Source organism: Streptomyces sp. NPDC012769 (genome assembly GCF_042901205.1).
Classification (GTDB): domain Bacteria; phylum Actinomycetota; class Actinomycetes; order Streptomycetales; family Streptomycetaceae; genus Streptomyces.
Map to the genome: position 1 here is coordinate 520,596 of NZ_JBIBCP010000005.1, position 19,678 is coordinate 540,273.

The 19,678-nt window shown below is 70.8% G+C and carries 20 protein-coding genes and 1 tRNA gene; 10 read left to right on the plus strand and 11 right to left on the minus strand.

The window, feature by feature from the left end; genetic code table 11:
• Positions 1-95: 95 nt before the first annotated feature.
• The 5 genes from ACFY7C_RS27640 to ACFY7C_RS27660 form a co-directional block, all read right to left on the minus strand.
• On the minus strand, positions 96-1,610 hold the full coding sequence (locus ACFY7C_RS27640; RefSeq protein WP_389655353.1) for a DEAD/DEAH box helicase: 1,515 nt from the start codon (positions 1,608-1,610) through the stop codon (positions 96-98).
• Between the two features lie 249 nt (positions 1,611-1,859).
• Positions 1,860-2,063, minus strand: a complete 204-nt coding sequence (locus ACFY7C_RS27645) for a cold-shock protein (RefSeq protein WP_389655355.1) — start codon at positions 2,061-2,063, stop codon at positions 1,860-1,862.
• A gap of 636 nt (positions 2,064-2,699) precedes the next feature.
• Positions 2,700-2,773, minus strand: a tRNA-Pro gene (locus ACFY7C_RS27650).
• A gap of 37 nt (positions 2,774-2,810) precedes the next feature.
• A complete protein-coding gene (locus ACFY7C_RS27655; RefSeq protein ID WP_389655357.1) occupies positions 2,811-3,497 on the minus strand; it encodes a Pr6Pr family membrane protein in 687 nt (228 codons plus the stop codon).
• A 35-nt stretch (positions 3,498-3,532) separates the two neighbouring features.
• Entirely contained in the window at positions 3,533-4,471 is a 939-nt protein-coding gene (locus tag ACFY7C_RS27660; protein ID WP_389655359.1) for a metallophosphoesterase, read from the minus strand.
• Positions 4,472-4,545: 74 nt separating this feature from the next.
• On the opposite strand from ACFY7C_RS27660, the gene ACFY7C_RS27665 reads away from it, so the two are divergent.
• On the plus strand, positions 4,546-5,010 hold the full coding sequence (locus ACFY7C_RS27665; RefSeq protein WP_389655361.1) for a GatB/YqeY domain-containing protein: 465 nt from the start codon (positions 4,546-4,548) through the stop codon (positions 5,008-5,010).
• Positions 5,011-5,272: 262 nt separating this feature from the next.
• On the opposite strand, the gene ACFY7C_RS27670 is transcribed toward ACFY7C_RS27665, so the two are convergent.
• Positions 5,273-6,119, minus strand: a protein-coding gene (locus ACFY7C_RS27670) for an IS5 family transposase (RefSeq protein WP_389655363.1) whose coding sequence is annotated in 2 segments (ribosomal slippage) — positions 5,273-5,788 and positions 5,790-6,119 — 846 coding nt in all. Because the reading frame shifts where the segments join, the coding sequence is not laid out codon by codon here.
• A gap of 37 nt (positions 6,120-6,156) precedes the next feature.
• Positions 6,157-8,388 carry a transglycosylase domain-containing protein gene (locus ACFY7C_RS27675; protein ID WP_389655365.1) on the minus strand — a complete coding sequence of 744 codons (2,232 nt, stop codon included), beginning with the start codon at positions 8,386-8,388 and terminating at the stop codon, positions 6,157-6,159.
• Between the two features lie 361 nt (positions 8,389-8,749).
• Between ACFY7C_RS27675 and ACFY7C_RS27680 the strand changes: the two genes are divergently transcribed.
• Positions 8,750-9,094: a WhiB family transcriptional regulator gene (locus tag ACFY7C_RS27680; RefSeq protein WP_046910200.1), complete on the plus strand. Its 345-nt coding sequence runs from the start codon at positions 8,750-8,752 to the stop codon at positions 9,092-9,094.
• Positions 9,095-9,208: 114 nt separating this feature from the next.
• Here ACFY7C_RS27680 and ACFY7C_RS27685 read toward each other — a convergent pair whose 3' ends face one another.
• Complete coding sequence (locus ACFY7C_RS27685) at positions 9,209-10,549, minus strand: ArsA family ATPase (protein WP_389655682.1); 1,341 nt, start codon at positions 10,547-10,549, stop codon at positions 9,209-9,211.
• 53 nt (positions 10,550-10,602) lie between these two features.
• Positions 10,603-11,568 (minus strand): ArsA family ATPase, encoded by a 966-nt coding sequence (locus ACFY7C_RS27690; protein WP_389655367.1) that lies wholly within the window; start codon positions 11,566-11,568, stop codon positions 10,603-10,605.
• A gap of 155 nt (positions 11,569-11,723) precedes the next feature.
• Between ACFY7C_RS27690 and ACFY7C_RS27695 the strand changes: the two genes are divergently transcribed.
• From ACFY7C_RS27695 to ACFY7C_RS27715, 5 genes are all read left to right on the plus strand, one after another.
• Complete coding sequence (locus ACFY7C_RS27695) at positions 11,724-11,885, plus strand: DUF4177 domain-containing protein (protein ID WP_005314434.1); 162 nt, start codon at positions 11,724-11,726, stop codon at positions 11,883-11,885.
• Complete coding sequence (locus ACFY7C_RS27700) at positions 11,882-12,355, plus strand: RidA family protein (protein ID WP_389655369.1); 474 nt, start codon at positions 11,882-11,884, stop codon at positions 12,353-12,355. The genes ACFY7C_RS27695 and ACFY7C_RS27700 overlap by 4 nt, the downstream gene beginning before the upstream one ends.
• A gap of 155 nt (positions 12,356-12,510) precedes the next feature.
• Positions 12,511-13,518 carry an NUDIX hydrolase gene (locus tag ACFY7C_RS27705; RefSeq protein ID WP_389655371.1) on the plus strand — a complete coding sequence of 336 codons (1,008 nt, stop codon included), beginning with the start codon at positions 12,511-12,513 and terminating at the stop codon, positions 13,516-13,518.
• On the plus strand, positions 13,515-14,345 hold the full coding sequence (locus tag ACFY7C_RS27710; RefSeq protein ID WP_389655373.1) for an MBL fold metallo-hydrolase: 831 nt from the start codon (positions 13,515-13,517) through the stop codon (positions 14,343-14,345). Before ACFY7C_RS27705 ends, ACFY7C_RS27710 begins: the two co-directional genes overlap by 4 nt.
• A 114-nt stretch (positions 14,346-14,459) precedes the next feature.
• Entirely contained in the window at positions 14,460-15,344 is an 885-nt protein-coding gene (locus tag ACFY7C_RS27715) for a prohibitin family protein (protein ID WP_389655375.1), read from the plus strand.
• A gap of 115 nt (positions 15,345-15,459) precedes the next feature.
• On the opposite strand, the gene ACFY7C_RS27720 is transcribed toward ACFY7C_RS27715, so the two are convergent.
• On the minus strand, positions 15,460-16,134 hold the full coding sequence (locus ACFY7C_RS27720; RefSeq protein ID WP_046910193.1) for a Crp/Fnr family transcriptional regulator: 675 nt from the start codon (positions 16,132-16,134) through the stop codon (positions 15,460-15,462).
• A gap of 144 nt (positions 16,135-16,278) precedes the next feature.
• Here ACFY7C_RS27720 and nth point away from each other — a divergent pair, with 144 nt between their 5' ends.
• The 3 genes from nth to ACFY7C_RS27735 all read left to right on the plus strand — a co-directional run bounded on the left by nth (position 16,279) and on the right by ACFY7C_RS27735 (position 19,322).
• Positions 16,279-17,286, plus strand: coding sequence for an endonuclease III (nth, locus tag ACFY7C_RS27725; protein ID WP_389655378.1), 1,008 nt, complete (start codon positions 16,279-16,281; stop codon positions 17,284-17,286).
• Positions 17,287-17,375: 89 nt separating this feature from the next.
• Entirely contained in the window at positions 17,376-18,074 is a 699-nt protein-coding gene (locus ACFY7C_RS27730) for an NUDIX hydrolase (protein ID WP_389655380.1), read from the plus strand.
• Positions 18,075-18,122: 48 nt separating this feature from the next.
• Positions 18,123-19,322: a MarP family serine protease gene (locus ACFY7C_RS27735; RefSeq protein ID WP_389655382.1), complete on the plus strand. Its 1,200-nt coding sequence runs from the start codon at positions 18,123-18,125 to the stop codon at positions 19,320-19,322.
• A gap of 121 nt (positions 19,323-19,443) precedes the next feature.
• Here the strand turns inward: ACFY7C_RS27735 and ACFY7C_RS27740 are convergent, their stop codons facing one another.
• On the minus strand, positions 19,444-19,632 hold the full coding sequence (locus ACFY7C_RS27740) for a hypothetical protein (protein ID WP_389655384.1): 189 nt from the start codon (positions 19,630-19,632) through the stop codon (positions 19,444-19,446).
• Positions 19,633-19,678 lie beyond the last annotated feature (46 nt).

Here is a 19,678-nt window from a genome sequence, read left to right on the forward strand (position 1 = left end):
CACGCGGGTGGCCTGCGCCGGGCGGGACTCCCGTCTGGACCAGCGTCACAACGCGCCTCCTGAGGAGGTGGGTCGGCTGCCTGGCCACGTGGCGCTCAGGCTGCCGCGCCGACGGCGGAGCGCCGTCCGCCGCCCGCGCGCCGGGCAGCCGAGGCGGGGCCGCGACGGCCGCGGGAGGTCGTGCCGCGCTTGCGCTGCTCGGCGGGCGGCGCGGTGATCGTCACCGGGATGCCGGAGGGGGTCCGTGCGCCGGTGATCCGGGTCAGTGCCTCCTCGCCGGAGCGGACCTGGGTGGTCTCGGGCACGATGCCGGCGGCGGCCATGAGGCGGTTCATGTCGCGGCGCTGGTTGGCGGTGACCAGGGTGACGACGCTGCCGGACTCGCCGGCCCGCGCGGTGCGGCCGCCGCGGTGGAGGTAGTCCTTGTGGTCGGTCGGCGGGTCCACGTTGACGACGAGGTCGAGGTTGTCGACGTGGATGCCGCGCGCGGCGACGTTCGTCGCGACCAGGACGGTGACGTGCCCGGTCTTGAAGCGGGCGAGGGTGCGGGTGCGCTGCGGCTGCGACTTCCCGCCGTGCAGGGCGGCGGCCCGGACGCCGGAGTCGAGGAGGTCCTCGGTGAGGCGGTCCACGGCGTGCTTGGTGTCCAGGAACATGATCACCCGGCCGTCGCGCGCAGCGATCTCGGTCGTCAGCCGCTGCTTGTCGGCACCCTGCACGTGCAGGACGTGGTGCTCCATCGTGGTGACCGCGCCCTGTGAGGGGTCCACGGAGTGGACGACGGGGTCGGTCAGGTAGCGGCGGACCAGGAGGTCGACGTTGCGGTCCAGGGTCGCGGAGAACAGCATGCGCTGGCCCTCGGGGCGTACCTGGTTCAGGAGCGCGGTGACCTGCGGCATGAAGCCCATGTCGGCCATCTGGTCGGCCTCGTCCAGGGCGGTGATCGCGACCTGGTCCAGCCGGCAGTCGCCGCGGTCGATGAGGTCCTTGAGGCGGCCGGGGGTGGCCACGACGACCTCGACGCCGCTCCGCAGCGCGTTCGCCTGCCGGCCGATCGGCATGCCGCCGACGACGGCGGCCAGGCGCAGCTTCACGGCGCGGGCGTAGGGGGTGAGGGCGTCCGTGACCTGCTGCGCGAGTTCCCGGGTGGGCACCAGGACGAGCGCGAGCGGCTGACGGGGCTCGGCGAGCTGTCCGGCGGTGCGGGCGAGGAGCGTCAGGCCGAAGGCGAGGGTCTTGCCGGAGCCGGTCCGGCCGCGGCCCAGGACGTCACGGCCCGCCAGGGAGTTCGGCAGCGTCGCGCCCTGGATCGGGAACGGGACGGACACGCCCTGCGCGGTGAGCGCGGCCAGCAGGGGCTTCGGCATGTCGAGATCGGCGAACGCCTCGACGGCGGGCAGCGCCGGAGTGATCGTCTTCGGCAGGGCGAACTCGCCCTGCACCGGGGCGGGCCGTCGGCCGGAACCGCCCGAACGGCTCGGACCGCCCGAACGGCTCGACGCGGATGAACCGAAACGACCTCCCCGGCCTGTTCCGGCGGAGGAGTCGTACGCGTGGCCGCCGTTGCGGCGGGTGCGGGAGGAACGACTGTTCGTGCGTGTGCGGTTCATTCAGAACCTTCCTCGATACGGCACGCGTCGAGGAATTCCCGCAGCGGAGGAAACAGCGCGGTGAATCACAGGAACGAGCCGGAATGAATGGCGAAAGCAGGCGGCTTGGCTCAGGACAAGGAATTGTCGGCACAAGCAGGCGTGAAATACATGCGAGAGACGCAGGTGCGTGAGGGCCCTGCGAAACGCATGCAGCTGGGGCCCGCACCCCGAGGGATGCGGGCCCCAGCTACGTATGACGCGTCAGTGTCAGGCGGAAACGATGTTCTCGGCCGTCGGGCCCTTCTGGCCCTGCGCGATGTCGAAGGAGACCTTCTGGCCCTCCTGGAGCTCACGGAAGCCCTGGGCGGCGATGTTCGAGAAGTGGGCGAACACGTCAGGGCCGCCACCCTCCTGCTCGATGAAGCCGAAGCCCTTTTCCGCGTTGAACCACTTCACGGTGCCGGCAGCCATGTCATATCTCCTTTGGGCAGTACGCCGACATCCGTACCGTACGGACGCCGTGTCGCCGCGATGATGCCCTGCCCGGAAAAGACCGGAAATACATGGCGCTTCCGTGTGGCACGGGGCCGTCAGGAGCGCTCGAAGTTTTTGGGTACCAAAACTGCAACTGGGTTCGACAGTAGCACGTCGCTGTAGTCTGTGTGCGTTAAATATTTCCCCCTGTGCGGCGCTGGTAAAAACTCTCTCCGCGATGGTCGTTAAAATCTCAGGCCGCGAACACAGTATTCATGTTTCCAAATGCGGCGCATCGGAAGAGAGACGGCCGGCAGGCCGGACGGAGACCGGCTCCGTCTCGGCCCGCTCCGTCCACGTCACCCCGGGAGGGCGCCGCCCGCGACGGCGGTTCCCCCGTACGACTCCGTCAGAAGTTGGCGGGTACCTCGCCAAGGATCTCGGCCAGAGTGAGCGACCCGTCAGCCCACTTCGCCAGGTCGTCTCGGGCCAGGTCCGGATCCCGTGTCTGCCCGCGAAGGCCAGGGCCGACTTCGTGCCGCCGCTCCCCAGCGGCTCCCAGACGCCCGGAAAACCACTCAGGGGCCCGACCCGCTCTCGCGGATCAGGCCCCTGATCTGGTCTTACTGGCTGTCGGGGTGGCGGGATTTGAACCCACGACCTCTTCGTCCCGAACGAAGCGCGCTGCCAAGCTGCGCTACACCCCGATGTCGCTGCTCTGTCTTCACGTCGCGGCGACATCGATTACTTTAGCCCACCCGCGCCCAGAGACGAAATCCGGTTTTCGTCGCGTCCCACCGCAGGTCGGAAGCGGTCGACGGTGACGAGGGCGAGGCCCAGGGCGTAGAAGGCCAGGCCCAGGACGAGGGCGTTGGTGAGGACGTCGAGGTAGCCGTGGGCGGGGACGTCGAGGAAGGGGTACGTGTAGCGGGCGGGCGTGTCGGGGGAGGCGAGGGCGCCCCGGGTCAGGGCGAAGACGAGGTAGGTGCCGGGCGCGGCGAGCCATTGGGCGGCGTGGCGCGGGCGGAGGGCGCCGGGGCGGGTGAGGAGGAGCCAGTCGAGGAGCACGCCGATCGGGGTGACGGTGTGCAGGAGCTGGTTGGCGACGGCCCTGGCGCCGCTGAGGCGGGCGATCTCGGCGGCCTGGTTGAACTCGCTCGCCCTGTTGTCCAGGACCAGATGGAAGACGAGTCCGACCACCGCGATGCAGAGCAGCACCCCACCCGTCCACAGCGCCGGCAGCGGCGGCTGCCGCCGCCGGGCGCGAACGGCGCCGAGGCCCAGGACGACGGCGACGGCGGTGTTCGACCAGATGGTGAAGAAGCTGAAGACGACGAGCGGGTCGCCCTCGACGCACTCGATCACGATGCCGGTCGCCGCGGCCAGGGCGATCAGACCGCGGACGACGGCGGTCACGAAGGGATGAGCCATGCGCTCACCGTACGGTCCGGTCGCGGCCGGCGTGATCAGTCGCGGGCGGTCAGCGTGAGGAGTGTCGCCTCGGGCGGGCACGCGAAACGGACCGGGGTGTAGCGGTTGGTGCCGCAGCCGGCCGAGACGTGCAGGTACGAGGTGCGGTCGGCGACCGTGTGGGTGGACAGGCCCTTCACGCGGTCGGTGTCCAGGTCGCAGTTGGTGACCAGGGCCCCGTAGAAGGGGATGCACAGCTGCCCGCCGTGGGTGTGGCCGGCCAGGATCAGCTCGTAGCCGTCCGCCGTGAACGCGTCCAGGGCGCGCAGGTACGGCGCGTGGACCACGCCCACCGTGAAGTCGGCGTCCGGGTCGGGGCCGCCGGCGACCCGCTCGTAGCGGTCCCGCTTGATGTGCGGGTCGTCGACGCCGGTGAAGGCGAGGTCCAGGTCGGGCAGCTTCAGCCGGCCGCGGGCGTTGGTCAGGTTCACCCAGCCGGCCGCGTCGAAGGCGTCCCGCATGCCCTCCCACGGGTTGTGGACGACGCCCACCGCCGGCGGGTTGCCGTTGAGGCCGTGCCGGCCCTGCACCTTCTCCTTCAGATAGCGGGCGGGGTTGCGCAGCCGCGGCCCGTAGTAGTCGTTGGAGCCGAAGACGTACACGCCCGGGAACTCCATCAGCGGCCCGAGCGCGTCGAGCACCTCGGGCACGGCGTCCGTGTCGGAGAGGTTGTCGCCGGTGTTGACGACGAAGTCGGGGCGCAGCCCGGCGAGGGACTGGAGCCATGCGCGCTTCTTGCGCTGGCCGCTGACCATGTGGATGTCGGAGACCTGGAGGACCCGCAGGTCACGCATGCCCCGGGGGAGCACCGGGACGATCACCCGGCGCAGTCGGAACGAGCGGGCTTCGAAGCCCGCCGCGTAGACGAGTCCGGCCGCCGCCGTCGCGGTGAGGCCTGCCGTGATCTTCAGGGGGATCCCGTACCGTGCGCGCATCGCTCTATCGTCGCAGACCCCGGACACGGAAATGCGCGGGCGGTACGGGCGTGCCACCTGACACACTTGCTCCCATGACCACGCTCAAGGCCAAGCTCAAGGACGACCTCAACGCCGCGATCAAGGAGCGCGACGAGCTGCGCTCCTCGACCCTGCGGCTGACCATCGCCGCCATCACGAAGGAGGAGGTCGCGGGCAAGACCAAGCGCGAGCTCTCCGACGACGAGGTGCAGAAGGTGATCGCCAAGGAGGCGAAGAAGCGCCGCGAGGCCGCGGACGCCTTCGCCCAGGGCGGTCGCACCGAGCAGGCCGACCGTGAGCGCGCGGAGGGCGTGATCCTCGACGCGTACCTGCCCAAGCAGCTGACCGACGAGGAGCTGGAGGGCATCGTCTCCGCCGCCGTCGAGGAGGCCAGGGCCGCCGGTGCGGAGGGGCCGCGGGCCATGGGCGCCGTCATGAAGATCGTCAACCCGAAGGTGGCCGGCCAGGCGGACGGCGGCCGGGTCGCCGCCACCGTGAAGAAGCTGCTCGCGGGCTGAGCGCCCGCCGCACGGCACCTCGCGGGCGCGGCCCCAGGAACGCCCCAGGAACGAGGAAGGCGCCCCTCCGGTGGATCCGGAGGGGCGCCTTCGCCATTCCTGCGTCACGGCCCGCACCCGTGCGAGCGGTCGGACCCGTACGAGCCGTCGGCCCCGTCCGAGGCGTCGGCCCCGTACGAGCCGTCGGCCCCGGTCTTCACGGCGGGGGCCGACGGATCAGCCGTTCCGGTGGGAGCCGTCGGCCTAGGCCGTTTCCTTCGGATCACCTTGCCGACCAGATGAAGATGGCGGCGATGTGGAGTCCGGCGAGGTAGATGGTGGCGGTCTTGTCGTAACGAGTGGCGAGGCCGCGCCACTGCTTGAGCCTGTTGATGCACCGCTCGACGGTGTTCCGCTGCTTGTAGGCCTCGCGGTCGAAGGCGGGCGGACGGCCGCCCAGCCGGCCGCGCCGTTTGCGGTTCGCGGCCTGGTCGGAGGGCTGCGGGATCACCGCCCGAATCCCGCGCTGACGCAGACGGGTTCGGATGGCGCGGGACGAGTAGGCCTTGTCGGCCAGGACCACGTCCGGTGTCGTCCTGGGCCGGCCGATCGGCCGCGGCACGCGTAAGCGGGCCATGACCTCGGGAAACGCGGGTGCGTCACCGGCCTGCCCAGGCGTGAGGACGAACGCGAGCGGCCGGCATCGGCTGTCCGCGGCGAGGTGGATCTTGGTGGTCAGTCCGCCGCGGGACCGTCCCAGGGCATGATCGTGCGGCTCGTCGGCCGGGGCCCCCCTTTTGACGGGCCCCGGCGGCGTGCTGATGAGCTCGGACGATGGTGGAGTCGACCGCGACGACCCAGTCGAGGTCACCCTCGGCGTCAGCCTGGGCGAGCAGGGCGGTGAAGACCTTCTCCCAGGTGCCGTCGGCGGCCCACTTCCGCAGCCGGTTGTGGGCGCCTTTCCAGGAGCCGAAGTGCTCGGGCAGGTCCATCCATGGCGTGCCGGTGCGGTACTTGAACGCGATCGCGTCGATCACCTGCCGATGGTCCCGCCACCGGCCACCCCGCTTCGGCGTGCGGTCCGGCAGCAACGGCTCGATGCGTGCCCACTGGGCGTCAGTCAACGACACACATCAACCAACGATCAGATGATCCGAAGGAAACGGCCTAGCCGTTGCGGCCGCCGTTTCCGTTGCCGCGGCCGTTCGTCCCGCCGATCAGGTCCGGCGGGATCACGATCCCGCCGGGGAGGGTGGTGCCCGGCCGGGGCCCGCCCGGCTTGCCGTCGTCGCCCGGGCGCTTGTTCTTCTCCTTGTCCTCGGGCGTCGCGCCGCGCGGCACGCTGATCGGGACGAAGGACGGCGTCTGGGAGGCGTCGAGCGCCCCGGTCATCGCGATCTTCCAGATCGGGCCCGGGAGGCAGCCACCACAGACCTTGTCGTAGTACTGGCCGCCGATGGTGATGTCGTACATCGAGGTCTTCTCGCCGACGTCGTCACCGACCCACACCGCCGTCGACAGGTTCGGCGTGTAGCCGACGAACCAGGCGTCCTTGCGGTCGTTGGTGGTACCCGTCTTGCCCGCGTTGTCGCGGTCGCTCAGACCGGCCTTCGTACCCGTGCCGTCCTCGACGACGCCCTTCAGCATCTGGTTGACGGTGTCGGCGGTCCGCTGGCTCATCGCCTGGGAGCACTCGGTCCGCGGGACCTTGAGCTTCTGGCCGGTGGCCGTCGTGATCGACTCGATGGCGACGGGGGTGCAGTACGTGCCGCGGTTGGCGAAGGTCGCGTAGACGGCCGCCATGTCCAGCGGGGTGGACTCCTGGCCGCCGAGGGTGATGGAGGGCAGTTCCTGCAGCTTCTTGCCGAGCTCCCGCTCGTACCCCATCTTCTGCGCCATCGTCACCGTCTCGCACAGACCGGCGAGCTGCTCCAACTGAGCGAAGTAGGTGTTGATGGACTTGCCGAGCGCGCTGGTCATGTCCCAGGTGCCGGTCTCGGACTCGACCTCGTTCGACAGGTCCCAGTTGCCGGAGCCGGCCGGGCCGCCCGCGCACGTGCGGTAGGAGCTCATCGGGACCGAGATCTTGTACCCGGTGGTGAAGGACTGCGCCGGGCTCAGTCCCTTCTCCAGCGCCGCCGCGGCCGTGATCGGCTTGAACGTCGAACCGACCTGGAAGCCGTACGTCGTTCCGCCCATCTTCTTGCCGACGGACAGGTTCAGCGTCGTCTGGTGCAGCTTCTGGTCGAGGCCGTACGGGCGGGACTGGCCCATCGAGAGGATCTTGCCGCTGCCGGGCTGGACCTGGACCACCGCGGCGGCGACCTTGTCGTCCTTGTCGATCTTGGCGACGGCGGCCTCGTTGGCGGCGCCCTGGGCGCGCGGGTCGAGGGTGGTCCGGATGGTCAGACCGCCCAGGTTCCACAGCTTCTGGCGCTCCTCGGCCGTCTTGCCGAAGACCGGGTCGCTCAGGATCGTCTTGCGGACGTAGTCGCAGAAGAAGCCGGCGCCGTCCACGGCGGTGATGCAGCCGTTCTTCGGCGACTTCACCTTCAGCTTGATCGGCTTGGCCTTCGCCGCGTCCGCCTCCGCCTGGCTGATGTCCTTGACCTCGGCCATGCGCTGGAGGACGACATTGCGGCGCTTGGTGGCCTCCTGGAGGTCGTTGACCGGGTCGTAGCGGCTCGGCGACTGGACGAGGCCGGCCATCATCGCCGCCTCCTCCAGGTTGAGGTCGGCGGCGTGCTTGGAGAAGTAGCGCTGGGAGGCGGCCTCGATGCCGTACGCCTGCTGCCCGAAGAACGTGATGTTGAGGTAGTTCTCCAGGATCTTCTTCTTCCCCAGCTCCTCCTCGACCTGGATCGCGAACTTCAGCTCGCGCACCTTGCGGCCCAGGGTCTGCTGGGTGGCCTGGGCGACCTTCTCCGGGTCGTCACCGGCCTCCTCGACGAAGACGTTCTTCACATACTGCTGGGTGAGCGTCGAAGCGCCCTGCGCGACCCCGCCCGACTGCGCGTTGCGGTTGATCGCGCGCAGCACGCCCTTGAGGTCGACCGCGCCGTGCTCGTAGAAGCGCGAGTCCTCGATCGCGACGATCGCCTTCTGCATGTACGGCGAGATCTTCTCGATCGGTACGACCTTGCGGTCCCGCGAGTACACGGTGGCGATGTGGCCGCCCTCTGAATCGAGGATCGTGGTGCGCTGACTCAGCGGCGGTGTCTTCAGGTTGGACGGGATTTCGTCGAACCCCTCGACCGTGCCCTTCGCGGCCAGCCCCAGCGCACCGGCCGCGGGCAGGGCGATGCCCGCCAGCACGGCTCCGGAGAGCACACTGACCCCGAGGAACTTGGCGGCCTGCTGGGTCCCGGTCAGACCTCCGCCCGAGCGCTTCTTTGCCATGGGGGCAGCCTACGTTCTCATTCGCCGGACACACGTATATGCCTTGGCCTAAGCTGCTCCCAACTGTCACAGCAGTGTGGTCGCGCATCAAGACCCGTGCGTGACGTCGGTATGAATTCCCGCGTCCCCGAAGCGCGGTGACTTCATGCCCGAATCCGGCTCATGTCCGATAAGGGCGTGATGTCCTGGGGTCACTCCCCTGGGTGATCTCCCGCGCACGCATAGTCCGTTCGGGCCATTCAAGATTGGGCCCGAAGGGGGTGTTGCGCTGTCCCCACCTTCCGTAACGTCCCAACTGGCAGCGGTGAATATGCCGCTACCGCCGTGGGGGAGCCTCGATTCGGGAGAGGACGGCGCCGGTATGGGCTGGGTAGCTGACTGGAGTGCGCAGGCGGCCTGCCGCACTACCGATCCGGATGAACTTTTCGTGCAGGGCGCGGCGCAGAACAGGGCCAAGGCGGTGTGCACCGGATGTCCGGTGCGGACCGAGTGTCTCGCCGACGCCCTCGACAACCGCGTGGAATTCGGCGTGTGGGGCGGCATGACGGAGCGCGAGCGACGCGCCCTGCTGCGCCGGCGGCCGACCGTCACCTCGTGGCGCCGGCTCCTGGAGACCGCGCGCACGGAGTACGAGCGGGGAGCGGGCCTGCTGCCCGTGGCGATGGACGACGACGCGACGTACGAGACGTACGCGGCGGTGGGCTAGGCCGGGACGCGCCGGTGTGCGCCCGGCGAGCCGGTCGGGCCTGTCGAGCCCGTCGCGCACGGTGAGCCCGTCGCGCACGGTGAGCTCGTCACGTGTGGTGCGGCGGCCGGGGCGTCACGGCAGACGTCCGAGTGTCAGACGGTCACCGATGGCTCGCAGCCCCGCGAGGTCGTGCACATCGCCGGGCAGGGCGGCCACTTCGGCGACCGCCACCTCGGGGTGGAGCGCGGTGAAGCGATCGCGCGTGCGCTGTTCACGCGCGAGCACCTGCATCCGCTCGGCATGGAGACGGAGCAGTCCTGCGGTCAGTTGCTGAACGTCCGTGTCCGCTTCGGCTGTGGGGGCAGCCTCGGACTCGGCTGGTGCGGCGGCGGTGGCGAGGTCGTCTGCGGCGTCCGCAGTGGGGTCTGACGGCTCGGAGGAAGTGGCTCGGGAGCCACCTCCAGCAGCTTTCCCGCCCCCCTGATCCACAATGCGCCCCTCGTCAAGATTTTCCGCGGCGGCCCGCGCCCGCTCGGCCGACAGCCGGGCGGCGCCGCTGTCATGGACGCGATTGAGAACGAGACCGGCCAGCGGCATCTCCTCGGCGGCCAGCCGCTCCACGAAATACGCCGCCTCGCGCAGCGCGTCCCGCTCCGGCGTGGCGACCACGAGGAAGGCCGTCCCCGGCGCCTGGAGCAGCCTGTACGTGGCGTCCGCGCGGGTCCGGAAGCCGCCGAACATCGTGTCCATCGCCGCCACGAAGGTCTGCACGTCCTTCAGGAACTGACCCCCCAGCAGCTTCCCCAGCGTCCCGGTCATCATCGACATGCCGACGTTGAGGAACTTCATCCCCGCCCGGCCGCCCACCTTCGCCGGCGCCATCAGCAGCTTGATGAACGTGCCGTCCAGGAACGACCCCAGCCGCTTCGGCGCGTCCAGGAAGTCCAGCGCCGAGCGGGACGGCGGCGTGTCGACCACGATGAGGTCCCACTCGTCCCTGGCCCGCAGCTGGCCCAGCTTCTCCATCGCCATGTACTCCTGCGTGCCGGCGAAGCCGGCCGACAGGGACTGGTAGAACGGGTTCTCCAGGATCGCCCGGGCCCGGTCGGCGTCCGCGTGTGCCTCGACGATCTCGTCGAAGGTCCGCTTCATGTCGAGCATCATCGCGTGCAGCTCACCGCCGTCGGAGCCCTTGATGCCCTCCACCTTGCGCGGCACGTTGTCCAGCGAGTCGATGCCCATCGACTGGGCGAGCCGGCGCGCCGGGTCGATGGTGAGGACCACCACGCGACGCCCGCGCTCCGCCGCCCGTACGCCGAGGGCCGCCGCGGTCGTCGTCTTGCCGACCCCGCCCGCGCCGCAGCACACGATGATGCGGGTGCCCGGGTCGTCGATCAGCGGGTCCAGCTCCAGCACGGGCACCGTGTCGAGCCCGTTCGAGGCCCCTGCCCCGCCGATCGCTCCCTCACCGATCGCTCCCTCACCGATCGCCCCCGCCCCCTCGACCGCCGCCGCCGTCTTCTCCGTCACGCCTCGCCCACCCCTTGCCTCCGCAGCTCCTTCGCCAGCCGATACAGCCCGGCGATGTCGGCCCCGTCGCCCAGGAAGGGAAGCTCGTACGTCGGCACCCCGATGCCGTTCAGCACCTCCCGCTGGGCGCGCTCCAGCTCCACCCGCTGGGCGTGCTCCGCGGCCTGGTCGAGCAGTGGCTCGACCAGCCTCGTTCCCCCCTTGATGCCGACGGACGCCAGGGTCCCGGCGATGGCCTCCCGGTGGTCGCCGGAGGCGGCCCGTACCGCCGCCTCGTCGAGGACGTGCGGGCGGACCATGTTCACGATGGCGCGGCCGACGGGCAGTTCGGCCTCCCGCAGCTCGGCGATGCCGTCCGCGGTCTCCTGGACCGGCATCTCCTCCAGGAGCGTCACCAGGTGCACCGCCGTGTCCGGGGACTTCAGGAAGCGCATGACCGCCTGGGCCTGATTGTGTATCGGGCCGATCCTCGCCAGACCCGCCACCTCGTCGTTGACGTTCAGGAAGCGGGTGATCCGGCCGGTCGGCGGGGCGTCCATCACCACGTAGTCGTAGGTGAAGCCGCCGTGCTTCTCGCGGCGGCGGACCGCCTCGCACGCCTTGCCGGTCAGCAGCACGTCACGGACGCCCGGGGCTATCGTCGTCGCGAAGTCGATCGCGCCGAGCTTCTTCAGGGCCCGGCCGGCGCTGCCCAGCTTGTAGAACATCTGGAGGTAGTCGAGAAGCGCGCGCTCGGCGTCGATGGCGAGCGCGAACACCTCGCCGCCGCCCGGCGCGACGGCGATCTTGCGCTCCTCGTACGGCAACGCCTCCGTCTCGAACAACTGGGCGATGCCCTGCCTGCCCTCCACCTCGACGAGGAGGGTCCGCTTGCCCTCGGTCGCGAGGGCGAGCGCGAGTGCGGCGGCGACCGTCGTCTTACCGGTACCGCCCTTGCCGCTGACGACCTGGAGCCTGCTCACGCCTTCGAGCCTAACCACTGCCGGCCCGGCCCAATCAGAGGGCCGCCCCGGACGCGCCCCCCAATGCGCCCCCACCGTCACCTAGGGGGTACCCCGGAGGCCGCCTCGGTGGTCACCTCGGAGGACCGCCCTCCGGCAGCGGCTACAGTCGCCTCATGACCAAGTGGGAGTACGCGACTGTGCCGCTGCTGGTGCACGCGACGAAGCAGATTCTTGACACCTGGGGCGAGGACGGCTGGGAGCTCGTCCAGGTCGTGCCCGGGCCGAACAACCCCGAGCAGCTCGTGGCCTACCTGAAGCGGGAGAAGTCCTCGTGAGCGGGGCCGGAGCCGTCGAGGCGAAGCTCGCCGAGCTGGGCCTGACCCTTCCGGAGGTCGTGCCGCCGATCGCCGCCTACCAGCCGGCGGTGCGGTCGGGCGTGTACGTGTACACCTCGGGCCAGCTCCCGATGGTGGCCGGCAAGCTGCCGGTGACCGGCAAGGTCGGCGCCGAGGTGACGGCCGAGGAGGCCAAGGAGCTCGCCGCGACCTGCGCGCTCAACGCGCTCGCCGCCGTGAAGTCGATCGCCGGTGACCTGGACCGCGTCAAGCGGGTCGTGAAGGTGGTCGGCTTCGTCGCCTCCGCCCCCGACTTCACCGGACAGCCGGGCGTCATCAACGGCGCCAGCGAGCTGCTCGGCGCCGTCCTCGGCGACAAGGGCGTGCACGCCCGCAGCGCCGTCGGCGTCACGGTCCTTCCGCTCGACGCGCCCGTCGAGCTCGAGGTCCAGGTGGAACTCGAGGCCTGATCCGGCCGTCCAGCACCACACGCACCACACGCACCTCACGCACCACACGCTTTGCAAGCACCACGCGCATCACGCGCGCCCCACGCAGGGCCGGTTTTCCACAGGCGGGAAAACCGGCCCTCGTACATTCCGATGCTTGCGCATAGCATCCGGCCATGCCCAATGGTCAGTCGAACGGTCAGTGGTACCCACCGGAGTGGCCCGACCGCATCCGTGCCCTCACCGCCGGTGAGCTGGTCCCCGCGACACCCAAGCGGGCCGCCACCGTGCTCCTCCTGAAGAACGGCTCCGGCGGGACGGACGGCGGCGGCCCCCTCGTCCACATGCTGCGCCGCCGCGCCTCCATGGCGTTCGCGGGCGGCGCGTACGCCTACCCTGGCGGCGGGGTCGATCCCCGCGACGAACATCCCGTGCGCTGGGCGGGCCCCGCCCGTGAGGAGTGGGCCGACCGTCTCGGCCTCACGGACCCGGCGCACGCGCAGGCCGTCGTCTGCGCCGCCGTGCGCGAGACATACGAGGAGGCGGGCGTCCTGCTCGCCGGGGAGACTGCGGACACGGTCGTCGGCGACACCACCGGCGACGACTGGGAGAAGGACCGGGAGGCGCTGGTCGCCCGCGAGCTGTCCTTCGCCGACTTCCTCGACCGGCGCGGGCTGGTGCTGCGCTCGGACCTGCTCGGGGCCTGGGCCCGCTGGATCACCCCCGAGTTCGAGCCGCGGCGCTACGACACCTGGTTCTTCGTGGCGGCCCTCCCGGCCGGCCAGCGCACCCGGAACGCCTCCACGGAGGCCGACCGCACCGTGTGGATCCGCCCGGCGGACGCGGCGGCCGGCTACGACCGCGGCGAGCTGACGATGATGCCGCCGACCATCTCGACCCTGCGCGGCCTCCAGCGGTTCCGCAGCGCCGAGGAGGCCCTGGCCGCGGCCGTCGACCAGGACATGACCCCCGTCCTGGCCCAGGCGCGCCTGGACGGCGACGCGGTGATCCTGAGCTGGCCGGGGCACGACGAGTTCACCAAGCACGTTCCCGCGGCTGCCGAGACCCCGGAGACCCTGGACGCTCCCGAGACCCCGGAGACCCTGGACGCTCCCGAGACCCCGGAGACCCTGGACGCTCCCGAGACCCCCAAGGCCCCCGAGACCCCGGGAGGTGCCTCATGAGCGACGCCGCCGCCCTCCCCGGGCAGCCGCGCGGAGCCGCGGTCTCCGGACCCGCGACCGCCCGCGCCGTCAACGTCCTGGCCCCGAACCCGTCCGCGATGACCCTGGACGGCACCAACACCTGGATCGTGGCCGAGCCGGACTCCGACCTCGCCGTCGTGGTCGACCCCGGTCCGCTCGACGAAGGGCATCTGCGGCGCGTCGTGGAGACCGCCGAGCGGCTCGGCAAGAGGGTCGGCCTCACCCTGCTCACCCACGGCCACCCGGACCACGCCGAAGGGGCGGTGCGGTTCGCGGAGCTGACCCGCACCAAGGTGCGGGCGCTCGACCCGGCGCTGCGGCTCGGCGACGAAGGCCTCGGGGCCAGGGACGTGATCACCACCGGCGGGCTCGAACTCCGGGTCGTCCCCACACCCGGGCACACCTCGGACTCGCTCTCCTTCCACCTGCCGGCCGACCGCGCGGTGCTGACCGGGGACACCATCCTGGGGCGCGGCACGACGATCGTGGCCCATCCCGACGGGCGGCTCGGCGACTACCTCGACTCGCTGCGGCGACTGCGGTCGCTCACCCTCGACGACGGGGTCCACACGGTCCTGCCCGGCCACGGTCCCGTCCTGGAGGACGCGCAGGGCGCCGTGGAGTTCTATCTGGCGCACCGCGCCAGCCGGCTCGCCCAGGTGGAGACGGCGGTCGAGAGCGGCCTCCGGACGCCGTCGGAGGTCGTGGCCCATGTGTACGCGGACGTGGACCGCTCGCTGTGGCCGGCCGCCGAGCTCTCCGTACGGGCGCAGTTGGACTACCTGAGGGAGCACGGCCTGATCTGAACGCAGGCTTCAGAGCCGGGCCGCGAGGCTTCTAGACGGACCCGGGAACCTTCCCGCCCCGGGGTGTGTCTTACGCTCCGCTTACATCTGGCCGTAGCTCTCGGGGGGAAGCCCGTGTTCGTCATAGCCATCCTGCTGGTCATCGCCGCAGTGGTGCTCTACTTCGTCGGCCGCGCGAACGACACCCGCGGCCTCAAGCTGGGCGCCGTGGGCGCCCTGCTCGCCGGCCTGTTCTCGCTGATCGTGAGCATGACGTACGTGATCAGCGCGTACGAGGTCGGTGTGCCGGTCGCCTTCGGCAAGGTCGGTACGCCGATGTCCTCCGGCATGCACCTGAAGTCGCCGTTCACCAACGTCACCACGTTCTCCACCCGGCCCGTGGACCTCAACCTCTCCGACAAGGACGTGGTCGAGGTCCGCTCCTCGCAGGGCGGTGTGATGTACGCCGAGGTCACCGTGAAGTGGGCGGTGCAGCCGTCCAAGGCGATCGAGCTCTACAAGCTCGCCGGCAGCGAGGACGCCATCCAGCAGCGGCTCGTCTACCCGGACAGCCGTGAGATCGTCCGCAACGTCTTCGCCCGCCACACGAGCGAGCAGGGCTACGCCTCCGACCGCGAGAAGATCAACGCGGAGATCGCCGGCCTCATCAAGGAGCGCCTCGCCCCGCGTGGCATCGACGTCACCACGGTCAACCTGCGCAACGTGAAGCCCTCCGAGGCCCTGCAGGACCAGATCGACCGCAAGATCCAGCAGCAGCAGGCCACCGAGCGCGCCCTTGAGGCGGCCCGTACGGCCAAGGCGGAGTCCGACCGCCGCCGGATCGAGGCCGAGGGCATCGCCCGGGCCAACAAGATCCTCAACGCCTCGCTGACCGACAAGGTCCTGATGAACCAGTGCATCGACGCCTACAAGGAGGCCGCCGCGAAGAACCCGGTCTACGCGGTGCCCTGCGGTGGCGGCGGCTCGAACCCGCTGATCGTGGACGGCACGAAGCGCTAGCCGCGACGGCAGCGGACAAGGAAAGGGGCCGCCCGGTCGAACCGGGCGGCCCCTTCACTTACGTACGGCCTTCACGGACGTACGAGGTGATGCTCAGCTACGTACGAGGTGGTGCTCAGCGCGAGCGCTTCGCGAGGCGCTCCACGTCCAGCAGGATCACGGCGCGGGCCTCCAGGCGCAGCCAGCCGCGCTGGGCGAAGTCGGCGAGCGCCTTGTTGACCGTCTCGCGGGAGGCGCCGACGAGCTGGGCCAGCTCCTCCTGGGTGAGGTCGTGGACGACGTGGATGCCCTCCTCCGACTGCACGCCGAAGCGGCGCGACAGGTCGAGGAGCGCGCGGGCGACACGGCCCGGGACGTCGGAGAAGACCAGGTCGGACATCTGGTCGTTGGTCTTGCGCAGGCGGCGGGCGACGGCGCGCAGCAGGGCGCTGGCCACCTCGGGGCGGGCGTTCAGCCAGGGCTGGAGGTCGCCGTGGCCGAGGCCGAGCAGCTTGACCTCGGTCAGCGCGGTGGCGGTGGCGGTGCGCGGGCCCGGGTCGAAGAGGGACAGCTCGCCGATGAGCTCGCCGGGGCCGAGGACCGCCAGCATGTTCTCGCGGCCGTCGGGCGAGGTCCGGTGCAGCTTCACCTTGCCCTCGGTGACCACGTAGAGCCGGTCGCCCGGGTCGCCCTCGTGGAACAGCGCGTCGCCACGGGCAAGCGTCGCCTCACTCATCGAGGCACGCAGCTCAGCGGCCTGCTCGTCGTCGAGCGCCGCGAACAGCGGGGCACGTCGCAGAACGTCGTCCACGAGTTCTCTCCTATGTCGACCTCAGTGCGATCAATCACAACAAGTTTGACTCACCGGACGGCCTTTCCGTACGTCAGGGGCCCGATTGGGTCGTGATCCGGTGCGCGCGGGGCGGATGTCGGTGGCGACGCCTAGGCTGGCCGGGTGTCCAACTCGCCGGTGAGAGCACAGGCCAAGGGGGCTGGAAGAGTGCGGGTCGAGGGTAATTCCGCTGTGGGCGAACACGACGTGTCGAAACAGACGAAAGCGACGAAACGCGCACCGAAAGGGGCGGCCGGGACGACGAAGGCTCCTTCGGCGACCACCTCGGCGAAGAAGCCCGCTGCCCGGCCCGCGGCCGAGCCCGCCGCCAAGGCCGTGCTCAAGCCCGCGGCCAAAGGCAGGCCCGAGTCGCGCCTCGCCATGGTGCGGCGGGCCAGGAAGATCAACCGGGAGCTCGCCGAGGTCTATCCGTACGCCCATCCCGAGCTCGACTTCCGCAACGCCTTCGAGCTCCTGGTCGCCACGGTCCTCTCCGCCCAGACCACCGATCTGCGGGTCAACCAGACCACCCCCGCGCTCTTCGCGAAGTACCCGACTCCCGAGGACCTGGCCGCCGCCGTCCCCGAGGAGGTCGAGGAGCTGATCCGGCCGACCGGGTTCTTCCGCGCCAAGACCAAGTCGATCATGGGGCTCGCCACCGCCCTCAGGGACGACTTCGGGGGTGAGGTCCCCGGACGCCTGGACGACCTGGTCAAGCTGCCCGGCGTCGGCCGGAAGACCGCCTTCGTCGTCCTCGGCAACGCCTTCGGCGTGCCCGGCCTCACCGTCGACACCCACTTCATGCGCCTGGTCCGCCGCTGGAAGTGGACCGAGCAGGAGGACCCGGTCAAGATCGAGGCGGAGATCGCCGAGATCTTCCCGAAGAGCGAGTGGACGATGCTCTCGCACCGGGTGATCTTCCACGGCCGACGCATCTGCCACGCCCGCAAGCCCGCGTGCGGCGCCTGCCCGATCACCCACCTCTGCCCGGCGTACGGGGAGGGCGAGACCGACCCGGAGAAGGCGAAGAAGCTGCTGAAGTACGAGAAGGGCGGCTTCCCGGGCCAGCGGCTCAACCCGCCTCCGGACTACCCCGGCCGCCCGGCGCCGCCCCTGGGCGCGAGCTCATGAGGACCGACCCCGCCCGGCCCTGCCGCCGGACACGGCCGGGCGGGGAACGAACGCACACGCGGACCGCGTTGTGAACGACGGGGGTGCCTATGACGCGCACTGGTGAAGAGATCCACGGAGCGGGCGGCCTGCTCGACCGGGGCGGGCTGCCCGACTGGCTGGAGCCCGTCGACCGGGCCGCCCGCACGGTCGCACCCGAGCAGCTGAGCCGCTTCCTGCCGCCCAAGGACGGCGCGGGGCGGCAGTCCGCCGTGCTCGTCCTCTTCGGCGAGGGCGCGCGCGGCCCCGAGCTGCTGCTGATGGAGCGCTCCGGCAGCCTCCGCTCGCACGCCGGACAGCCCTCCTTCCCCGGCGGCGCCCTGGATCCCGAGGACGGTGACCCGGCCGAGGGCGGGCCGCTGCGGGCCGCGCTGCGCGAGGCCGAGGAGGAGACCGGGCTCGACCCGGCCGGCGTCCAGCTCTTCGGCGTGCTGCCGCGGCTCTACATCCCGGTCAGCGGCTTCGTCGTCACGCCCGTGCTCGGCTGGTGGCGCGACCCCAGCCCCGTCGGCGTCGTCGACCCCGCCGAGACCGCCCGGGTCTTCACCGTCCCCGTGGCGGATCTCACGGACCCCGCGAACCGCGCGACCGCGATCCACCCCAAGGGCCACGAGGGCCCCGCGTTCCTCGTCGAATCGGCTCTGGTCTGGGGTTTCACGGCCGGAGTGATCGACCGGATCCTGCATTACGCGGGCTGGGAGCGCCCCTGGGACCGGTCGAAGCGGGTCCCGCTCGACTGGCGGTCATGACAGGCTGACCCCGGGGCGACCGAAGACGAATGTGCGAGGCTATTGACGGTGAACGTGCTGGACATCCTGTTGCTGCTCGCCGCCGTGTGGTTCGCGATCATCGGTTACCGCCAGGGTTTCGTGGTCGGCATCCTCTCGGTGATCGGGTTCCTCGGCGGCGGTCTCGTCGCCGTCCTGCTGCTGCCGGTCATCTGGAACCAGCTGACGGACCACAGCGAGGTCACCACGACCGCGACGGTCATCTTCGTGATGGTGGTCATCGTCTGCGCCTCCGTCGGCCAGGCCTTCACCACCCACCTCGGCAACAAGCTGCGCCGGCACATCACCTGGACCCCCGCGCGCGCCCTGGACGCCACCGGCGGCGCCCTGGTCAACGTGGTCGCGATGCTCCTGGTCGCCTGGCTCCTCGGCTCCGCCCTCGCCCTCACCGCCGTGCCCACCTGGGCCAAGCAGGTCCGCAATTCCAAGGTGCTGCTGGGCGTCGAGCAGGTGATGCCCGATCAGGCCTCCCGGTGGTTCAGCGACTTCACCTCCACGCTCGCGCAGAACGGCTTCCCGCAGGTCTTCAACCCCTTCGCCAACGAGCCCATCACCGAGGTCCGTCCGCCGGACCCGGCGCTCGCCGGCAGCCCGGTCGCCGCGCGCGCCAAGCGCTCCATCGTGAAGGTCGTCGGCACCGCCCCGAGCTGCGGAAAGGTCCTCGAAGGCACCGGCTTCGTCTTCGCCGAGCGTCGGGTGATGACCAACGCCCATGTCGTCGGCGGCGTCGACGAGCCGACCGTGCAGATAGGCGGAGAGGGCAAGCTCTACGACGCCAAGGTCGTGCTCTACGACTGGGAGCGCGACATCGCGGTCCTCGACGTGCCCGACCTGGACGCCACACCGCTGCAGTTCACCGACCGGGACGCCCGCAGCGGTGACAACGCCATCGTGGCCGGCTTCCCGGAGAACGGCGCCTACGACGTCCGCTCGGCGCGGGTGCGCGGCCGGATCACCGCCGACGGCCCCGACATCTACCGCCGTGGCGAGGTGCGCAGGGACGTCTACTCGCTGTACGCGACGGTCCGTCAGGGCAACTCCGGCGGGCCGCTGCTGACCGAGGACGGCAAGGTGTACGGCGTGATCTTCGCCCGCTCCCTCGACGACGCCAACACGGGCTACGCGCTGACGGTCGACGAGATCCAGGACGACATCAACCGGGGCCGCGCCGCCAACCAGCAGGTCGACAGCCAGGGCTGCGCGCTCTGAGGGGCGAGACACCGCCTGGGACCCGCGGCCCGGAAACCGGCTCCGAGACCGGCTCCCGAACCGCGCCCGAGGGCGGGTCCCACAGGCCCTGAAGGCCGCGGGACCCGCCCTCGGACGCTCCCTATGTACGGGTGTGGCGCAGCCGCGCCGAGACCCAGCGGGCCCGGCGCCGGAGGATGCGCGAGATCCCCATGGCCGCTTCGGGATGCGAATGGCTCTGCTCCCGCGTACCGCCCCGCTCCGGGGCGCCTGTTCCGCCGATCGAGCGGCGGTCGCGTGCTGTGTCACCGTAGTCGTGCGTCCAGCCCATACCGGGACGTGTGCCCGGGGCCCAAGGTCGGTAACCTCCCCGGGGC